This is a genomic window from Vulcanococcus sp. Clear-D1, assembly GCF_014654725.1.
Taxonomy (GTDB): Bacteria; Cyanobacteriota; Cyanobacteriia; order PCC-6307; family Cyanobiaceae; genus Vulcanococcus.
On the sequence record NZ_JACVZV010000003.1, the window covers coordinates 19,936 to 35,944 of the forward strand.

Here is a 16,009-nt window from a genome sequence, read left to right on the forward strand (position 1 = left end):
CCAGGCCATGGGCCGGCTGCGTCTGCCTTCGCTTCCGCCGAGCCTCACCGTGTTGCCGGGGTGGCGGCAACGGCGGCGGGTGTTGCAGGTTTGGGCCCTGGCGGGTGTGCTGATGCTGCTGCGCCCGCTCTGGCCGCTGCAGCTGCTGCCCGGCTGGCTGGTGGGCAGCGTGCTGCTCTGGGCGGTGGTGGAGCTGGTGCTCTGGGCCTGGCGGCCCCGGCGCTGGCGCTGAGGCCTCGGCCTAGCCTGCAGGCCGCCTCAGGTGCGTTGGTGTGATGGCCGATTCGGCAGCGTTCTCCCTGGCTGCGTTCCCGCTGGGAACTCCCTTGCCCCAGGGCACAGCTGCGTTCGGCACCGATGGCATCCGCGGCCGGGTTGGGCATCAGATCACTCCGGCGCTGGCGTTGCAGTTGGGCTATTGGTGCGGCCAGGTGCTGCCGGAGGGTGGTCCGATCCTGCTGGGCAGCGATTCGCGCAGCAGCGGGCCGATGCTGGTGGCGGCTCTGGCCGCTGGCCTCACTGCGGCGGGGCGCGAGGTGCTCGATCTGGGCCTGTGCCCCACCCCGGCTGTCCCGGGGGCGATCCGCCAGCTGGGCGGCAGCGGCGGCCTGATGGTGAGTGCCAGTCACAATCCCCCCCACGACAACGGCATCAAGGTGTTTGGCGCCTGCGGCGCCAAGCTCGGTAAGGAGCAGCAGGCGGCGATCGAGGCTGGATTGCATGGCGTAGCGGACCGCTCGTGCGGCAGCGGCTTTTGCGGCACCGGCCGGCTGCAACAGCGCCCCGACCTGCTGGAGGCCTATCAGCAGCGTCTGCTGGAGAGCGTCGCGGGTGCGCGCCTTGATGGTTGCCGCATCGTGCTCGACCTCTGCTGGGGTTCAGCCAGCAGCTGCGGCGAAGCGCTGTTCCGCGCCCTGGGGGCCGATCTCACCGTGCTGCACGGCGAGCCGGATGGCAGCCGCATCAACCAGAACTGCGGCAGCACCCACCTCGATCCGTTGCGGGCCGCGGTGCTGGAGCGGGGTGCAGCCATGGGTTTTGCCTTTGACGGCGATGCCGACCGGATGCTTGCGGTGGATGGCCGCGGCCGGGTGGTGGATGGCGATCAGATCTTGTATCTGTGGGGCCAGGCCCTGATGGCTGAGGGCGCTTTGCCCGAGAACCGGATCGTGGCCACGGTGATGAGCAATCTTGGCTTCGAGCGCGCCTGGCAGGCCTCAGGCGGGCTGCTGGAGCGCACCGCTGTGGGCGATCAATATGTGCACGCCGCCATGGAAGAGCTGGGAGCGGCGCTGGGCGGCGAACAGTCAGGTCATATCCTCTCGGCCCGCCATGGCATGAGCGGCGACGGCCTGCTCACCGCTCTGCAGGTGGCCACCTTGATTCAGGCCCGCGGTGGTTCCCTTGCCGATTGGATGGACAGCAGCTTCCACCCCTACCCCCAGAAGCTGGTGAATGTGACCGTGCCCGATCGGGGGCGCCGCACCGGCTGGCAGAGCTGCTCTCCGCTCAGCGAGGCGGTGCAGCAGGCTGAGGAGGCCATGCACGGTTCCGGTCGCGTGTTGGTGCGCGCCAGTGGCACTGAGCCCCTGCTGCGCGTGATGGTGGAAGCGGCGGAGCAGGGGGATGTGGACCATTGGAGTGAGCATTTGGCCGCCCTGGCGGATCAGTACCTCAACGCGGCTTGATCGCGGCCTGAGCGGCGAGGCTGAGCGCTCCGCTGCAGGCATCACCGGCAGGATCCTGCAGCCTGGCCGCCGGGAGATGCTGCTGCAGCTTTGCCCGGAAACCCTGCCGGAGCTGCTGCAGGTGGCGCAGGGCACCCCCAACGCCGCAAACCGCTGGCTGCGCCAGGTGTAGTTGAGCCGCCACGCTCTGCACCATCAGCGCCAGGGCCTCAGCGGACTGGGCGATGACGCACTGGGCGTGGCTGTCGCCGGCCTGGGCCAGCGCATCGACCACCGGGGCGAGACGGGCAAAGCCCGCGGCGCCGAAACCCGGTGCCACCACCGCCGCCTTCACCGCCTGGGCTGAATCAGCGCCCAGCGCCTGCCAAAGCGCCGGCCGCAGCGGGCTGTCTGCCAGGCGCCCATCCGCCATTTGCACGCTCACGGCCAGGCCATCGCGGCCGATGTCCATGGCGGAGCCGGCCCCATCCAGCAGCCATCCCCAGCCGCCGCAGCGGTGCATCTGCCCTTGGCCATTGCTGCCCACGGCGATGCAGCCAGTGCCGCTGATCACCAGGATGCCGGCGCCACCTTCAAAGGCACCGGCCAGGGCGGTGCGCTCATCGCCCACTACCACGGCGTGCTCGCTGGAGAGCCCGAGGGATTGAGCGGCCAGGGCTGTGGCCTGGCTTTGCACAGGGCTGCCCGCTTCGATGCCGCTGGCGCCGATGCCTGCCGCCGTCAGGCTGGTGCCTGGTTTCAGCTGCGCCGCAGCTAGGGCGGCCGTCAGGCTGCTGCGCAGCGCCTGTTGAAACCGCTCGGCGCCGCTGGCTGCCGCTAAGTGGGTCACACCGCTGCCCTGGCCCTCGGCGAGGGCTTGCCACGAGCCATCGCTGTGGAGGGCCGCCAGCCGGCAGGTGGTGTGGGTCTGGCCGGCATCGAAGCCGGCGATCAGGGGTGGCTGGGCCTCAGGCATCGCCGCTGGCCTGAGCGCTGCGGCTGACGCTGAGGGTGGCCAGGCAGAACCAGCCGGTGAGCTGCACTTCGGGGCGGAAAAAGATCGTGTCGGTGATGCCTTGCACGCACAACCCGGCGATCGCCGCCAGCGCGGCCAGGGCCGGCAGCGCCCAGCTCGACTCGCCCTTGAGCTGCGCCCAGCCGGCGCGGATGCTGGCCGCCAGCAGGCCAAGCCCAGCCAGCAGGTTGGGGATGCCGCCTTCCACCAGCAGCTCGAGCGGAACCGAATAGGCGCTCAGCGCGTTGAACTTGGGTTGCTGATACAGCGGATAGATCAGGTTGAAAGCGCTGTTGCCGGGGCCGATGCCCAGCCACGGCCGGTCCTGGACCATCTCGATGGCGGCGAGCCACACGTTGATCCGGAAGTTGTTGGAGCTGTCCTGCCGGCCGGCAACCAGGCTCATCACGCGGATGCGCAGCGGCTCGATCTGGGTCACGGCCACCACCAGCACCGCTACGGCGGCGCTCACCAGCAGCAGCGGAAACAGCCGGCGCCAGAGCGTGGGCCATTGGCGGGTCTGCCGCAGCACCAGCAGCAAGACAACCGCGCCCAGGGCTGCGAGCATCCCCAGCCAGCCGCCACGGCTGTAGCTCAGAAACAGCGCCGCAGTGCCGGTGAGCAGCGAGGCCGCGGCAAACAGCCGCTGCGGCCAGGTGCGCCAGCGCAGTAGCGCCACCAGCGCGATCGGCAGGATCGGGATCAGATAGCCCGCCAGCAGGTTGGGGTTCTCGAGTGGGCCGTACACGCGGATCGTGCCGTCGGCCACGGAGTTCGGGTCAGCCCAGCGGGCTAGCTCGGTGGTGTCGCCATACAGCTGCCGAATCGCCATCACGGCGCTGACCAGTTCACCGGCCAGCAGGGCCGCCACGATCCGGTTCCACCACTGCGGCGCTCGGGCCAGCAATTCGCGCATCAGGGCGTAGACCCCGAGGTAGCTGATCAGTTTCAGCAGCCCTTTAAATGCCGCCATCGGCACCGGCGAGAAGCCGGTCGCCAGCACGGCAACGCCGAGCATCACGAGCAACCAGCCGCTGATGCCGCCGATCCGTCCTGCTGGGGTGCAGAGGGCCCACAGCAGCCAGAGCAGCCCCGCGGCGAGGATCAGCAGGCTCAGGCCGCCGCGGGTCACCAGCGGCAGACCTGCCATCAGCGCGCACAGCACGATCCCGGCCAGCAGGCTGAAGCGTGAGCTGATCGGACCTGAGGCGGAACCGGCCAGCAGGCCTTGCCAGCGCAGCAGCCAGGGGGTGGACGGCACCGGGGCCAGGCTCATGCCGTGGGGACTGCGGAATCGAGCGGATTATCGGTGGCTTCTAGCCATTGCTCCAGCACCGCCAGCTCCGGCAGCGGCGCTTCGTTGCGTTCATAGAGCACGCGGTACACCGGCAGCCCTTGGTTGAGCACGTAGGTTTCACGCTCTGTGGGCACCTGCAGGGGGTTGCTCGCGCGCCAGGGGCGGGCGTCGATCGCGGGGCGGCTGAAGCACCCGCATGCCTCGGTGAGCGCCACCATCGGATCGATCACGGCGGGCACATCGCTCTGGATAAAAAAGTGTTTGCCCGGGGCGAGGGCCGCGGCGATCGCCAGCAGCAGCTCCGGTTGCAGCACCCGCCGCTTGTGGTGCTTTTTTTTGAACCAGGGATCCGGGAACTGGATCGACACCAGATCAAGCTGGCCGGCTGGCAGCGCCGCCATCCAGGCCTGCAGGCTCACATTGGCGTTGCAGAACAGGTAGTGCAGGTTGCCCAGCGCCAGGGCCTGGCGGTCGGCTTCAGCGGCTTGCACCAGCGCCCGGCGGATCTCCACACCGAGGTGATTCACCGCGGGTTGCTGCTGGGCCAGGGCGAGTAGGAAGCGGCCGCGGGCACAGCCGATGTCGAGATGGATCGGCTGGCTGGGATCGCTAAACAGCGCTGCCGGCGCGGGCAGTTCCAGCGGCAGTTGGAAGAAGCGGCTGAGGGGATTGACGTGCTGGCGCACCATGCGGCTCAGGAGGCAGGGCTGTCGGCGGGGGGATGGTTGGGCACGAGGAAGCCCCAGCTCGCGGTGTAGCCGTGCAGGTGGGTGGCGCCAGCCACCGGGCCGATCTCACCGTTGCAGAACGCCCCGGCTACCGGCACATGATCAAACTGCTCGCGGCAGGCGCTCACATCGCCATCGGGTTGGCCGTACAGCCCCTCACCGCGCCCCAGGCAGGCAAACAGCAGAGCGGCGAGCGGCTCCGGCTGCCGGCGGCGTTGGCTGCTGAGCAGCTGCCGCTGCTCCTGGCGGGAGGCGTTGGCATCGCGCAGCTGGAATTGCACCCGCTGGCCCACGCGCAGCCGCTCACCGACGGCCACCGAGCCGGTGCGGGGATCGACGCCGATCAGATTGCGCACCAGAAAGGCGGCGTCATCGGGGGTGTCGCTGCTGCTCAGCTGAAAGCTGCTCTTGGCCACGCCAAGAAATAAAGAATGGCGCACCAGCTCCCGCTCCTCGGGATTGAGCTGCTCGAGGATTGCCTGCAGGCAGGCCACAGGGGTGCCCTGGTGATCGCCATCGCTGAGCCGTTGCACCACATTGCGCTCGGCCTTCTCCACCTCAAACACCGGGCCAATCGGGCGGCAGCCCTGGGCCACCACAGGATCGATCCGCCAGGCACCGCTGATCAGGCAGCCCACAGCGCCTTCCACAACCTGGTCGTCGAGCAGCAGGGAGCCGTGGCTGGCGTTGTGCTGGCCCGCAATGCCGCCCACCTTGGCCGCCTGGGGATAGGCGTAATCGAGGCCGCTGATCAGGTCGTTGATTGCCGGGCAGCCCGGATCGATGAACAGCAGCATCGAATGGGCTTCGTCGGGCTGAGCCCCCACCCAGTCGATCCATTGTTGGCTGGGGCCATCGAGATCCGGCAGGCCGCCGGCCTCGAGATGAAACAGCTGCAGCTCGGATCCCGGTAGCTGCAACAGGCTGACGCTGATGCCGGGCTGATGCTCCAGTTCATGGGGTTGACCCTGGGCATCGGTGCCCACCACTCCACCACCGGCACAGCCGATCCAATGGCGGCTGGGAATGGCCTCGCGCAGGAGCGGCAGCAGGCGTTGCAGATCGGTGGCGTAGGCGGTGGAGCAGAACACCAGCGCCAGATCCGCGCTGCCGCTCTGTCCACCTGCGCGCAGCTGCCGGCTCAGGTCAGCTACCGCCGCTTCCAGGGCGGGTTGATTGCTCAGAGCTGTGCAGCAGCGGGCCTGCCGGCGGCTTCGGCGTCGCAACAGCGGGCCGATCCTGGACTGCAGCGAATGGGGGAGGCGAAACGTCCGAGCCATGGCTGGACCCTACTGCTGCTGGCTGCAGCGTCAGGCTCGGGATAATGAGGGCTTGCCGCCCCCCTCTGCGTGCCAGACCTGCTGCTCTACCGCACTCTTGTCTGGCTGGACTATCGCCTGGCTGCGGTGTTTGCGGTGGGGCTGCCGCTGGTGCTGTTGGTGTGGGCGGCCTGGAAGCGTGAGCAGGCTCTGGTGCGCTTGATGGGCATCTATTGGAAGGTGGCCAGCTTGCTGTTGATCACGGTGCTGCTGCTCACCGATAACAAGCCCCTCGGCTATCTGCTGGCGTTTCTGGCCCAGTTGCTGGTGGTGCTCAGCGTGTGGTTCTGGGTGGATCTCAACGAGGAGCTGGATGATCTGCCCCCTTGGCGGCCGTTGCCGTTTGCGGTGCGCTCCTGGCGCTGGGGCTTGAGTGTGTTTGGGGTGCTGGGGGCTCTGCTCAGTGCACGCGCCCTGGATTGCGTGCGCGGCGGTGTCACCCGCCCGGTGTGCCGGGTGTGGCTGGAGGCCCCGGATGATCTGCATGGTGGTGTGGCCAGCTTTTTCAACTTCGTGTTTGGCGGCAGCTGGACCGGAACGATCGCGGCCTTTGTGGGCTACGTGGCCCTGGTGGCCTACGGGGTGGGTGCGTTGCAGTGGTTGCTGGTGAGGCTGCCGAAGCAGGGGCGAGTGGCCGGTGGTTTCTGAATTGCTGGCGCAGTTGGAGGAGCTCAGCCGCAGCCGCCCCGACCGTGTGTTGCGGCTCACCGGTGAGCTGCCGGGCGATGGCGGCGGGATTGAACCCTTTGAACTGCTGATCTTCCGAGGTTTCTCCAGCAGCGTCAGCCATCCAACCGCCTTTGATCCCGATCAACCCGCTCTGCCTGAATCGGCTCGCCTGATGAGGGCTGAGCTGTTGCAGGGGCCTCTCAACCCGGCAGCTGAACAGCGTGTGGCTGGCCCGATGGATCCTGAGCTGTTGCTGGAGCCCGATCGCTGGGGTTGAGCCTTCAGTGCTGGCTGCAGAACTGGCGCCAGTCGCCGCAGAGCTGGGTGAGTGCGGCATCGTGCGCAGCCAGCTGATTGGCGTCTGCCAGCTCGAAATCGGCAAAGTCGAAGCCGGGAGCCACGGTGCAGCTCACCAGGCTCCAGGCACTGCCTCTGGCGGGTTCAGCGGCAAACCAGTGGCCGGCTGGCACCACGTGTTGGGGGTGTTCTCCGCGGCTGATCTCAATCCCCAGCGGCGTGGTCTGGGTAAGGCCGCTCGGGCTGATCTCATGCACGAGAAGCCCGCCACCGGCATGGAAATGCCAGGCCTCGTCGGAATGGAGCCGATGCCAGTGGGAGCGCTCGCCTGCGCGCAGCAGAAACAGGATGGCCGTGCTGGCCGGCCGGGGGCCGCGTGGTGTCTGCACCGTTTGGCTGGCCCGGTAGGTTTCGCGGAAGTGGCCACCCTCCGGATGCGGGGAGAGCTGCAACCGCTCGATCAGGTGCATGCGCTGATCAACTCAGAACGGCTACGCATCGGCCGCAGAGGCTGGGGTGTTCGCTGTGCTGGCCGATGTCGGTTTCGTAGTGCCAGCAGCGCTCGCATTTCTCACCGGCGGCCTTGGCGATGCGCACCTGCAGGCCGCCTTCGCTGGCTTCGGCCAGCACGTTCGCCGGAGCTGAGCCCCCTTGCTGCAGCGCCGATACCAGCAGCCAGTCGGCCAGGTTGTCGACGCTGGGGTGGGCGGAGCTCTCCAGCCACTCGAGCGCTGCGGCGGTGGCCTCGGACCCTTCGCCGAGTTCGAGCTGCACCTGGGCTTCCAGGGAAGCGCCGAGTTGGCCGCCGCTGCGGCAGCTCTCGAGTTGGCGATTCACCAGGGCGCGGAGCTCCAGGATCCGAGCCATCGGTGCTTCCAGCTCAGCGCTGCGCCACTCAGCTGGTGCGGTTGGCCAACCCCGCTCAAACACCGAGCGCTCTGCCACGGCGTAGGGCAGGTTCTGCCAGATGTCTTCCGCCATGTGGCAGAGCACCGGGGCGATCAGGCCCGCTAGCCGCTCCACCACCAGGGCCAGCACGGTTTGGCAGCTGCGGCGGCGGAAGTCAGCCGCACCGCTCACGTAGAGACGATCCTTGGCGATGTCGAGGTAGACGTTGGAGAGATCCACCACGCAGAAGTTCTGCAGCGCCTGGAAGAAGCGGTAGAACTCGAAGCGCTCGAAGTCTCCCGTCACGCTGTCGATCAGGGCGGCGGTGCGCTGCAGCATCCATTGATCCAGCAGCGGCAACTCCGCGTAGGGAACAGCATCGCTGGATGGATTGAAATCGTGCAGGTTGCCCAGCAGGTAGCGCGCCGTGTTGCGCACCTTGCGGTAGACGTCCGCCAGCTGCTTCACGATGCCCGGGCCCAGGGGCACATCGGCGGAGTAGTCGACGGAGCTCACCCACAGGCGCAGCACATCGGCGCCGTAGGCCGGCTCCTGTTTTTCGTTCTTGCCGCCTTCCACCAGCACTGCGGGATCCACCACGTTGCCAAGGGATTTGCTCATCTTGCGGCCCTTCTCATCGAGGGTGAAGCCGTGGGTGAGCACCCGTTTGTAGGGGGCATGGCCATTGACGGCCACGGAGGTGAGCAGGCTGCTCTGGAACCAGCCGCGGTGCTGATCGCTGCCCTCGAGATACAGATCGGCGGGGTAGTGAAGTTCGGGGGCACGGCTCTCGCCGCCCGTGATGCCGCCCAGCACGCCGGCCCAGGAGGAGCCGGAGTCAAACCACACGTCCATGGTGTCGGTGCCCTTGCGCCATTGCGCTGCATCGGCGGCATAGGGAGCCGGCAGCAGGCCGGCTTCATCACGCTCCCACCACACGTCGGCACCGTGCTCGGCGATCAGGGCCTGGATGTGATCGAGGGTGGCCTGGTTGAGCAGCACCTCACCGGTTTCACGGTGATAAAACACAGGGATCGGCACGCCCCAGGTGCGCTGGCGGCTGATGCACCAGTCGCCCCGCTCGCTCACCATCGCCTCGATGCGGTTGCGGCCGCTGGCGGGCAGCCAGTCCACCTGGGCGATGGCCTCCAGGGCTGCGGCGCGGAAGCCTTCCACGGAGGCGAACCACTGTTCGGTGGCGCGGAAGATCGTGGGTTTCTTGGTGCGCCAGTCGTAGGGGTAGCGGTGCTCGTAGCGCTCCTGCTTGAGCAGGAGGCCCGTGCCCTCTAGGGCTTCGAGGATAGTGGGGTTGGCGTCCTTGAGCACGTTGGTGCCGGCGAAGGGGCCGGCTTCGGCGGTGAGGTTGCCGGCCTCATCCACCGGGCAGAGCACGGGCAGGCCGTATTTCTTGCCGGTGTTGAAGTCGTCTACGCCGTGGCCGGGGGCGGTGTGCACCAGGCCGGTGCCGGCTTCGGTGGTGATGTAATCGCCGCCGATCACCACCTGGCTTGTGCGCTCCAGCAGCGGATGGCGGTAGACGATCCCCTCGAGCGCGGCGCCTTTCACGCTCAGCAGTGGCGTGAGCGCAAGGCCCAGGCTGGTTTCCAGGCTTTCGCGCAGCTCAGCGGCCACCACCAGATGGCTCACGGCAGGAGCGGCGTTGTCGCCGTGAGGTGTCACGGCGCAGATGGCGTAGTCGAGCCGTTCATTCACCGACACCGCCAGGTTGGCCGGCAGGGTCCAGGGGGTGGTGGTCCAGATGGCCACGGCCAGGCCGCCGGTGGCGGTGGCTGCATCGGCGCTGAGGCCAGCGGCGCTCAGTTGCTCGGCCAGGGCCGCCGGCAGCTGCACAGCCGGGAAGGCGGCATACACGCTCGGGGAGGTGTGGCCGTCGGGGTATTCGAGTTCGGCTTCGGCCAGGGCGGTGCGGGAGCTGGGGCTCCAGTGCACGGGCTTGAGGCCCCGGTAGATGTGCCCCGCCAGCACCATCGCCCCGAACACGCCGATCTGGGCCGCTTCGTAGCCCTTCTGCAGGGTGAGGTAGGGCTGATCCCAATCGGCCCAGATGCCCCAACGGCGGAAGCCGGCCTTCTGGCCTTCCACCTGCTCCAGGGCATAGGCATGGGCCTTCTGGCGCAGGCTCACCGGGGTGAGCTCGGCCCGCTCGCTGCTCTTGAGGCCTTGGAGCACCTTCAGCTCGATCGGCAGGCCGTGGCAGTCCCAGCCAGGGATGAACCGCGCCCGCTTGCCCTGCAGCAGGGCCGTTTTATTGATGATGTCTTTGAGGATCTTGTTGAGGGCGTGCCCCACATGCAGGGCCCCGTTGGCATAGGGCGGGCCGTCGTGGAGGGTGAAGCTTTCGCCTGGGTTCTGCTGGCTCAGGCGCTCATAAAGCTGCAGTTCCGCCCAGAACGCCTGGATCTCCGGTTCCCGCACCTTCGCGTTCGCCCGCATCGAGAAGGGCGTCTGCAGCAGGTTGAGGGTGTCTTTGTAGGAGGTCGCGGGCGCAGAGCTGGCGGTCACGGCGCCTGGGGCAGCAAGGGCCGATTATCCCGCTTGGCTGACGGCGGCTTGGAGCAGCTGATCGATTTCGGCGAAGGAGCGCACCACTGGCGTTGCTTGAGCTATGGGCGTGACTTCAGCTGTGCGCTCAGGTGTGGAGGCTGCGGCCTCATCGGGCTGACTGGGCTTTCGAGCAGGCTCCCCGCTGGACGCGCCATCGTCTGAGCGCACCCAGCGTTTGCCACTGCTGCCCTTCCTGCCGCCACCGCGCTGGAGCGCGGCCAGTACCGTGCCTGAAGCGGCGCTCACCGCGGCGATGCCCCGGGCCACGCTCTCCAGGAGTTCGCTCAGGCTCGTTTGCCAGCGCTCCAGCGAGAGCAGGCGTTGCTGCTCCTCGCTGGTGAGTGCCCTCCAGCGCAGCTGCAGCACCTCAAGGCCAAGGCGGCCGATCAGCAGGCCACCACACAGCACGGCGAGCATGGGTGAGCCGGTGAGCCGGTCGGCGCTGGTGACCAGGGTGAGCCCCAGCAGCAGCACCACCGCACCCCACATGGCATCGCGGGGGCGCGAGAGCTCGCTTGCCAGCAAGGGCAGCAACAGCACGGCCAGGCCGACCACCAGGGCAAGCGTTCCGCTGAGGCTGGCAACCATGGCTGGGTTGAGATTGACCGCATTCTCGGTGCATCCGTACAGTCGCGCCATGCCCACCTGGCGGAATTGGTAGACGCGCTGGGTTTAGGTTCCAGTGGCTTCGGCTGTGGGGGTTCAAGTCCCCCGGTGGGCATCGGGGTGAAGGCCTCAACTTCCTAAGGTGGCCTGAACGTTGGCCGGTGCAGCCCAGGGAATGACGCAAGCTCTGGTTCAGTCACCGGAGATGGAGGGGGGGCCTCGGGAGCTGCGCGCATCGGTGAGCGCAGTGCCGCGGGAGTTTCTTGACCCCCCATCGGCCTGGAATCCCACGGTGGCTCTGTTCCTGGGCGGGTATGTGTTGGCTGGGATCACGATTGCCGGATGGTTTGCCTGGCAGTGGCCGTTGTTGCCGCTGCTGACCACCGGTTTTCTGGCCCTCCACCTTGAGGGCACGGTGATTCATGACGCTTGCCATAACGCGGCCCATCCCAATCGCTTCTGGAATGCCTTCATGGGGCACGGCGCCGCGCTGCTCCTCGGCTTCAGCTTCCCAGTGTTCACGCGGGTGCACCTGCAGCACCACGCGCATGTGAACGATCCGAAGAACGATCCGGATCACATCGTGAGCACCTTCGGGCCGCTGTGGCTGATTGCTCCGCGTTTCTTCTATCACGAGTATTTCTTCTTCCAGCGCCGCCTCTGGCGCCGCTACGAGCTGCTCGAGTGGGGGCTGGGCCGCGGCATCTTCTTCGCGATCGTGTTTGCCGGTATCAAATATGGCTTCATTGATTTCATCTTCAACTGCTGGTTTGCGCCTGCTCTGATGGTGGGGGTCACTCTGGGCCTGTTCTTTGATTACCTGCCCCACCGTCCCTTCCTCTCACGCAACCGTTGGCACAACGCCCGGATTTACCCCGGCAGGTTGATGAATTGGTTGATCATGGGCCAGAACTATCACCTCGTTCATCACCTCTGGCCTTCGATTCCCTGGTTTGAATACAAGCCTGCCTATGAGGCAACCAAGCCGATCCTGGATGCCAAAGGTTCGCCTCAGCGGCTGGGCTTGTTCGAAAGCAAGGCCGATTTCACCAATTTCATCTACGACATCCTCCTGGGCGTGCGAAGCCACAAGCGCCGCCGCAGCAAACTCAGGCCGATCGCTGGTCTGCTTCCGAGCTTCAAGGCGCGGCGCCATGTGGTGGCGCTCCTGCACCGCACCGCTGTTTCACCGAAGCGCTGAGGCGAGGCGGCGTCAGGCTTCGGCTTGGCTGGCGGATCAGTCGGCCAGGATCTTCGGCACGCGGAAGAAATCACCCTCACGCTGGGGTGCTTCATCGAGGAGCTGTTCGCGCACCTCAGTCGGCACCACCATGTCGTCGCGGGTCACGTTCACCACTTCCACGGCGCGGGTGGTGGGGGGAACCCCTTCGGTATCCACGGCCTGGAGGTGATCCACGTAGTCGAGGATCCGCTCCAGTTGGGTGGTGTAGGTGGCGATCTTCTCCTCGGGCAGCTCGAGGCGGGCCAGCTTGGCCACCTTGCGGACGTCGTCGGCGCTGATGTTGCTCATGGGCAGAACCTAGCTGGAGGGCTCTTCAAGGAAGCGTTGTAGATCGGCGGCGAGGGCCGTAGCGGCCACATCCAGGAAGCGATGGCCTTGCTCGGCGGTGGCAAGCGATGGGTCGGAGCCCATCCGCCCATCGGGATGGCGGCGGCGGAAGTCGTCGGGGCCGTGGATGGGGCCTGCGGGTGCCGCCTCCGGCAGGGGTTTCTGCTTGGCTTGCAAGCTGGGCTCCAGCGCCAGGGTGATCGCGATCTCGCTGGGGGTGGCGTGGTGGCCTTCGCGGTCGCCGTAGAGATCCTTGGCCAGGCCCATCGCTTCAGGGGCCATGAACCAGTTGGCCAGCTTGCAGCGCAAGTTGGCGGCGCTGGTCAGGCCGCGGCTGGCGGCGGTGCCGTAGGCCTGGGCGAAGGCGGCCTTGGTGGTGGCGATGTTGCCGCCATGCCCGTTGATCACATAGATGCGCTCGAAGCCATGGCGGGCCAAGGAGAGCACCAGATCGTGCATCACCGCCAGCAGCGTGGAGGGCTGGAGGCTCATCGTGCCGGCAAACCCCAGGTGGTGTTCGGCCATGCCGAAGGCCTGGGCGGGGGTGACGAGCACACCACTGCGGCGCCCCACTTCCAGGGCCACAGCTTCGGCGGTGAGGGCATCGGTGCCGATGGCTCCCGTGGGCCCGTGCTGCTCGGTGGAGCCCAGTGGCACGATCACGCCTTTGCAGCGCTGCAGATAGGCCTCCACCTCCGGCCAGCTGCGCAGCTGCAGCCGGATCTCCTCAGCACTGGTGGCAACCACGACGGCAGATCAGCTCAGATTGGCTCAGTATCCCTAGGATCGAGCTCAGGTGGTTCCTGAGGGCACCCCATGCTGCAGCGCAAGCTCTACCGCTTCCAGTGCGAGCAACGGCCAATCTGGGTGTTTCTGCGCGATCAGCAGCGCTGGATTGAAGAAGCGCTCGTTGTGGAACTCGAGGGCGACCTCGTTACCCTCCGCTATGACGCGGAAGATGACGACGAACTCCACAGCTGGGAGGAGTGTGTGCGCCTCGATTCCATTGGTGCGGTCAGCACGCGGCTGGCCTACTTCAGCCGCTCCGCCCTGCCAGAAGATCTTGAGGTCACCGGCGACTGCCCTGAGTCTGAACAGCTGCCCAGCCAGGGCTGAGACTGGGCTCAGTGGGCGGTGCCGTTCCCGTCGTACTGATCGGTGTCGTAGTAGCCGCCCTTGGTGCCAAAGAACAGCGTGGCAAGCACGAACAGCCCACTGCCGCCGATCAGCACGGTGGCGAGGGTGAAGCCGGAGCTGTGATCCATCGATCCGTTGCCGTGATCTGGTCAGTCTGCTGGAGTTCAACCTCCCTGGGGAGTGGTTGTGTCGGGCTGTGATCCAAAGCGCACAGCGTGGTTGCCGGCGCCCCTGCCCCAAGCCTTCTTCGCCCGCCCCGCCGAGCAGGTTGCCCCCGACCTGATCGGCTGCCTGCTGGTGAAACGCCAACCCGATGGCGACCTCCTTTGGGGCGCGATTGTGGAAACGGAGGCGTATTCCCAAGACGACCCCGCCTGCCACGGCTATCGCCGCCGCACCCCCAGCAACGAAACGCTATTTGGTGAGCCAGGGCGTTTCTATGTGTATGTGAGCTATGGCATTCACCACTGCGTGAATGTGGTGACGCATCGGGCGGATTGGGCCAACGGTGTGTTGCTGCGGGGTGTAGCTCTGCCCCACGAACCGGAGCGGGTGGCGGCCGGGCCCGCGTTGCTGGCGCGGCGGTTCGGGATTGATCGCCAGCACGATGCTCAGCCTGCGGACCCGGAGGCAGGTTTGTGGCTGGCCGCCAGGCCTCCGGGATGGACGGCCCTTGAGCCCAGCGATCTGGTGCAGACCACGCGCATCGGCATCAGCCAGGGGCAGGATCTGCCATGGCGCTGGTATCTGCGCGCCAGCCGCAGCGTGAGCAAGCGGGCGCGGGGGGATCGCACGCCAGCCAGGGCCGACGCTCTTGGCGTGGCCGCGTTGCCAATGGGCTTCTAGCCTGAAGCTGTCTCTCGCAGCCCACCTTGAGCGACTGGACCCACCGCCATGTGTTGGATCTGGCGGCCTTCTCGCTCGAGGATTACGCCACGGTTCTGGAGCTGGCGCAGCGCTTCCGCGTGATGCCGACCTCCGGCGCCCGCAAGCTGCCGGCGCTGCAGGGCCGCCTGGTCACCACCCTGTTTTTTGAGCCCAGCACCCGCACTCGAAGCAGCTTTGAGCTGGCGGCCAAGCGGTTGTCGGCTGATGTGCAGAGCTTCTCGCCGTCGTCGAGCTCACTGAGCAAAGGCGAAAGCCTGCTCGACACAGTGCGCACGTACGTGGCCATGGGCGCCGATCTGCTGGTGGTGCGTCACCGCTGCACCGGCGTGCCCGCTGCATTGGCCCGCGATCTCGATGCCAGCGGTGATCGGGTGGCTGTGCTCAATGGCGGAGATGGTCTTCACAGCCATCCCAGCCAGGGCCTGCTGGATCTGTTCACCCTGGCGCGCCACTTCTCTCCAGAGGCCCCCACGCCCGAGGCTTTGCGTGGCCGGCGCATTGCGATCGTGGGTGACATCCTTCATTCCCGCGTGGCCCGCTCCAACCTCTGGGCGCTCACGGCCTGCGGGGCGGAGGTGGTGCTCTGCGGGCCGCCCACCCTGTTGCCCGATGCCTTTGCGCACTTCGTGGCGGCACCACCCCCTGGGCAGGCGGTGGACCCTGTGGTGAAGCGATCGGCGATCCGCGTGGAGCGCGACCTGGCTCGCGCACTCGATGGTGCCGATGCGGTGATGACGCTGCGGTTGCAGCAGGAGCGCATGAATCAGAACCTGCTCACCAGCCTGGAGAGCTACCACCGGGCCTATGGGCTCACCCATGAGCGCTTACAGGTGTGCGCGCCTGGGGTGCCTGTGCTGCATCCAGGCCCGGTGAACCGCGGCGTGGAGATGAGCGGAGCATTGCTCGACGATCTGCAGTGTTCGCTGGTGGAACAGCAGGTCACCAACGGCATCGCCGTGCGCATGGCCCTGCTCTATCTGATGGCGGCAAGTTGAGGGGCTCCCTGGCCTTCAGAGCAACTTGAAGCCCTCAAGCAAGAGCCCATAGCAGAAACCGATGCGGGTCATGTCGAGCAGTTGCAGGCCCAACCTGTCGCCAGGGAGGCGTAGCAGCGGTTTGCGGGCCCGAACAGCAACTTCGATCAGCACCACGCAGATCAGTGCCGCCGGTGGATCAAGGAACGCCCGCGCGCCAATGAGAGTGCTCACCGCGTTGCCGATGAAAAACGTGCTCAGCAGCACGATCAGCAGCAGTGAAAGCCGCCGCCAGGGATTCCGGGCCCATTGCTCAAGCCTGGGCCAGGCCCCACCAAGGCTCTGCTGGAGCCGGGTGCGCTGCAGTGGGCGGGAGCTGCTCAATCAGC

At 67.0% G+C, this 16,009-nt stretch carries 19 protein-coding genes and 1 tRNA gene; 9 read left to right on the forward strand and 11 right to left on the reverse strand.

From position 1 onward, the window contains the following. Positions 1 to 7: 7 nt before the first annotated feature. Positions 8 to 232: a hypothetical protein gene (locus H9532_RS00855; RefSeq protein WP_296364834.1), complete on the forward strand. Its 225-nt coding sequence runs from the start codon at positions 8 to 10 to the stop codon at positions 230 to 232. Positions 233 to 275: 43 nt separating this feature from the next. Next, a complete protein-coding gene (gene glmM / locus H9532_RS00860) occupies positions 276 to 1,688 on the forward strand; it encodes a phosphoglucosamine mutase (protein ID WP_296364836.1) in 1,413 nt (470 codons plus the stop codon). Here glmM and H9532_RS00865 read toward each other — a convergent pair. The 4 genes from H9532_RS00865 to H9532_RS00880 are packed head-to-tail and all read right to left on the reverse strand — an operon-like array spanning position 1,675 to position 5,987. Next, the gene (locus H9532_RS00865; protein WP_296364838.1) at positions 1,675 to 2,643 is read right to left on the reverse strand and encodes a BadF/BadG/BcrA/BcrD ATPase family protein; all 969 of its coding nucleotides are present in this window, start codon (positions 2,641 to 2,643) and stop codon (positions 1,675 to 1,677) included. The two genes, glmM and H9532_RS00865, sit on opposite strands and share 14 nt — an antisense overlap. Continuing rightward, positions 2,636 to 3,958: an IctB family putative bicarbonate transporter gene (locus H9532_RS00870; protein WP_296364840.1), complete on the reverse strand. Its 1,323-nt coding sequence runs from the start codon at positions 3,956 to 3,958 to the stop codon at positions 2,636 to 2,638. The genes H9532_RS00865 and H9532_RS00870 overlap by 8 nt, the downstream gene beginning before the upstream one ends. Further along, a complete protein-coding gene (gene trmB / locus H9532_RS00875) occupies positions 3,955 to 4,665 on the reverse strand; it encodes a tRNA (guanosine(46)-N7)-methyltransferase TrmB (protein ID WP_296365006.1) in 711 nt (236 codons plus the stop codon). Before trmB ends, H9532_RS00870 begins: the two co-directional genes overlap by 4 nt. Positions 4,666 to 4,673: 8 nt before the next feature. Beyond that, positions 4,674 to 5,987 (reverse strand): FIST N-terminal domain-containing protein, encoded by a 1,314-nt coding sequence (locus tag H9532_RS00880; RefSeq protein WP_296364842.1) that lies wholly within the window; start codon positions 5,985 to 5,987, stop codon positions 4,674 to 4,676. A gap of 69 nt (positions 5,988 to 6,056) precedes the next feature. Here H9532_RS00880 and H9532_RS00885 point away from each other — a divergent pair, with 69 nt between their 5' ends. Both H9532_RS00885 and H9532_RS00890 read left to right on the forward strand, forming a co-directional pair. Continuing rightward, positions 6,057 to 6,674, forward strand: a complete 618-nt coding sequence (locus H9532_RS00885) for a DUF3177 family protein (RefSeq protein ID WP_296364844.1) — start codon at positions 6,057 to 6,059, stop codon at positions 6,672 to 6,674. Then, the gene (locus tag H9532_RS00890) at positions 6,664 to 6,972 is read left to right on the forward strand and encodes a hypothetical protein (RefSeq protein WP_296364846.1); all 309 of its coding nucleotides are present in this window, start codon (positions 6,664 to 6,666) and stop codon (positions 6,970 to 6,972) included. The genes H9532_RS00885 and H9532_RS00890 overlap by 11 nt, the downstream gene beginning before the upstream one ends. 4 nt (positions 6,973 to 6,976) lie before the next feature. Here H9532_RS00890 and H9532_RS00895 read toward each other — a convergent pair whose 3' ends face one another. Genes H9532_RS00895 through H9532_RS00905 form a run of 3 tightly spaced genes read right to left on the reverse strand, consistent with a single transcriptional unit; the run spans position 6,977 to position 11,033 of the window. Further along, positions 6,977 to 7,462 carry a cupin domain-containing protein gene (locus tag H9532_RS00895; RefSeq protein ID WP_296364849.1) on the reverse strand — a complete coding sequence of 162 codons (486 nt, stop codon included), beginning with the start codon at positions 7,460 to 7,462 and terminating at the stop codon, positions 6,977 to 6,979. A gap of 7 nt (positions 7,463 to 7,469) precedes the next feature. Further along, positions 7,470 to 10,403 carry an isoleucine--tRNA ligase gene (gene ileS / locus H9532_RS00900; RefSeq protein ID WP_296364852.1) on the reverse strand — a complete coding sequence of 978 codons (2,934 nt, stop codon included), beginning with the start codon at positions 10,401 to 10,403 and terminating at the stop codon, positions 7,470 to 7,472. 24 nt (positions 10,404 to 10,427) lie between these two features. Continuing rightward, the gene (locus tag H9532_RS00905) at positions 10,428 to 11,033 is read right to left on the reverse strand and encodes a Ycf66 family protein (RefSeq protein WP_296364854.1); all 606 of its coding nucleotides are present in this window, start codon (positions 11,031 to 11,033) and stop codon (positions 10,428 to 10,430) included. Between the two features lie 51 nt (positions 11,034 to 11,084). On the opposite strand from H9532_RS00905, the gene H9532_RS00910 reads away from it, so the two are divergent. Both H9532_RS00910 and crtR read left to right on the forward strand, forming a co-directional pair. After that, positions 11,085 to 11,166 (forward strand) — tRNA-Leu (locus H9532_RS00910). 60 nt (positions 11,167 to 11,226) lie between these two features. Then, on the forward strand, positions 11,227 to 12,252 hold the full coding sequence (gene crtR / locus H9532_RS00915; protein WP_296364856.1) for a beta-carotene hydroxylase: 1,026 nt from the start codon (positions 11,227 to 11,229) through the stop codon (positions 12,250 to 12,252). A gap of 36 nt (positions 12,253 to 12,288) precedes the next feature. Here crtR and gatC read toward each other — a convergent pair whose 3' ends face one another. Both gatC and H9532_RS00925 read right to left on the reverse strand, forming a co-directional pair. Beyond that, on the reverse strand, positions 12,289 to 12,582 hold the full coding sequence (gatC, locus tag H9532_RS00920; protein ID WP_296364857.1) for an Asp-tRNA(Asn)/Glu-tRNA(Gln) amidotransferase subunit GatC: 294 nt from the start codon (positions 12,580 to 12,582) through the stop codon (positions 12,289 to 12,291). Positions 12,583 to 12,591: 9 nt separating this feature from the next. Next, positions 12,592 to 13,368: a creatininase family protein gene (locus tag H9532_RS00925; RefSeq protein WP_296364859.1), complete on the reverse strand. Its 777-nt coding sequence runs from the start codon at positions 13,366 to 13,368 to the stop codon at positions 12,592 to 12,594. A gap of 69 nt (positions 13,369 to 13,437) precedes the next feature. On the opposite strand from H9532_RS00925, the gene H9532_RS00930 reads away from it, so the two are divergent. Next, complete coding sequence (locus H9532_RS00930; RefSeq protein WP_296364862.1) at positions 13,438 to 13,737, forward strand: DUF6679 family protein; 300 nt, start codon at positions 13,438 to 13,440, stop codon at positions 13,735 to 13,737. 8 nt (positions 13,738 to 13,745) lie between these two features. On the opposite strand, the gene H9532_RS00935 is transcribed toward H9532_RS00930, so the two are convergent. Beyond that, entirely contained in the window at positions 13,746 to 13,886 is a 141-nt protein-coding gene (locus H9532_RS00935) for a hypothetical protein (RefSeq protein WP_296364864.1), read from the reverse strand. A 91-nt stretch (positions 13,887 to 13,977) separates the two neighbouring features. Between H9532_RS00935 and H9532_RS00940 the strand changes: the two genes are divergently transcribed. After that, positions 13,978 to 14,604: a DNA-3-methyladenine glycosylase gene (locus tag H9532_RS00940; RefSeq protein ID WP_296364866.1), complete on the forward strand. Its 627-nt coding sequence runs from the start codon at positions 13,978 to 13,980 to the stop codon at positions 14,602 to 14,604. Positions 14,605 to 14,630: 26 nt separating this feature from the next. After that, positions 14,631 to 15,641, forward strand: a complete 1,011-nt coding sequence (locus H9532_RS00945; protein WP_296364868.1) for an aspartate carbamoyltransferase catalytic subunit — start codon at positions 14,631 to 14,633, stop codon at positions 15,639 to 15,641. 15 nt (positions 15,642 to 15,656) lie between these two features. Here the strand turns inward: H9532_RS00945 and H9532_RS00950 are convergent, their stop codons facing one another. After that, on the reverse strand, positions 15,657 to 16,004 hold the full coding sequence (locus H9532_RS00950; protein ID WP_296364870.1) for a DUF565 domain-containing protein: 348 nt from the start codon (positions 16,002 to 16,004) through the stop codon (positions 15,657 to 15,659). Positions 16,005 to 16,009: the final 5 nt, after the last annotated feature.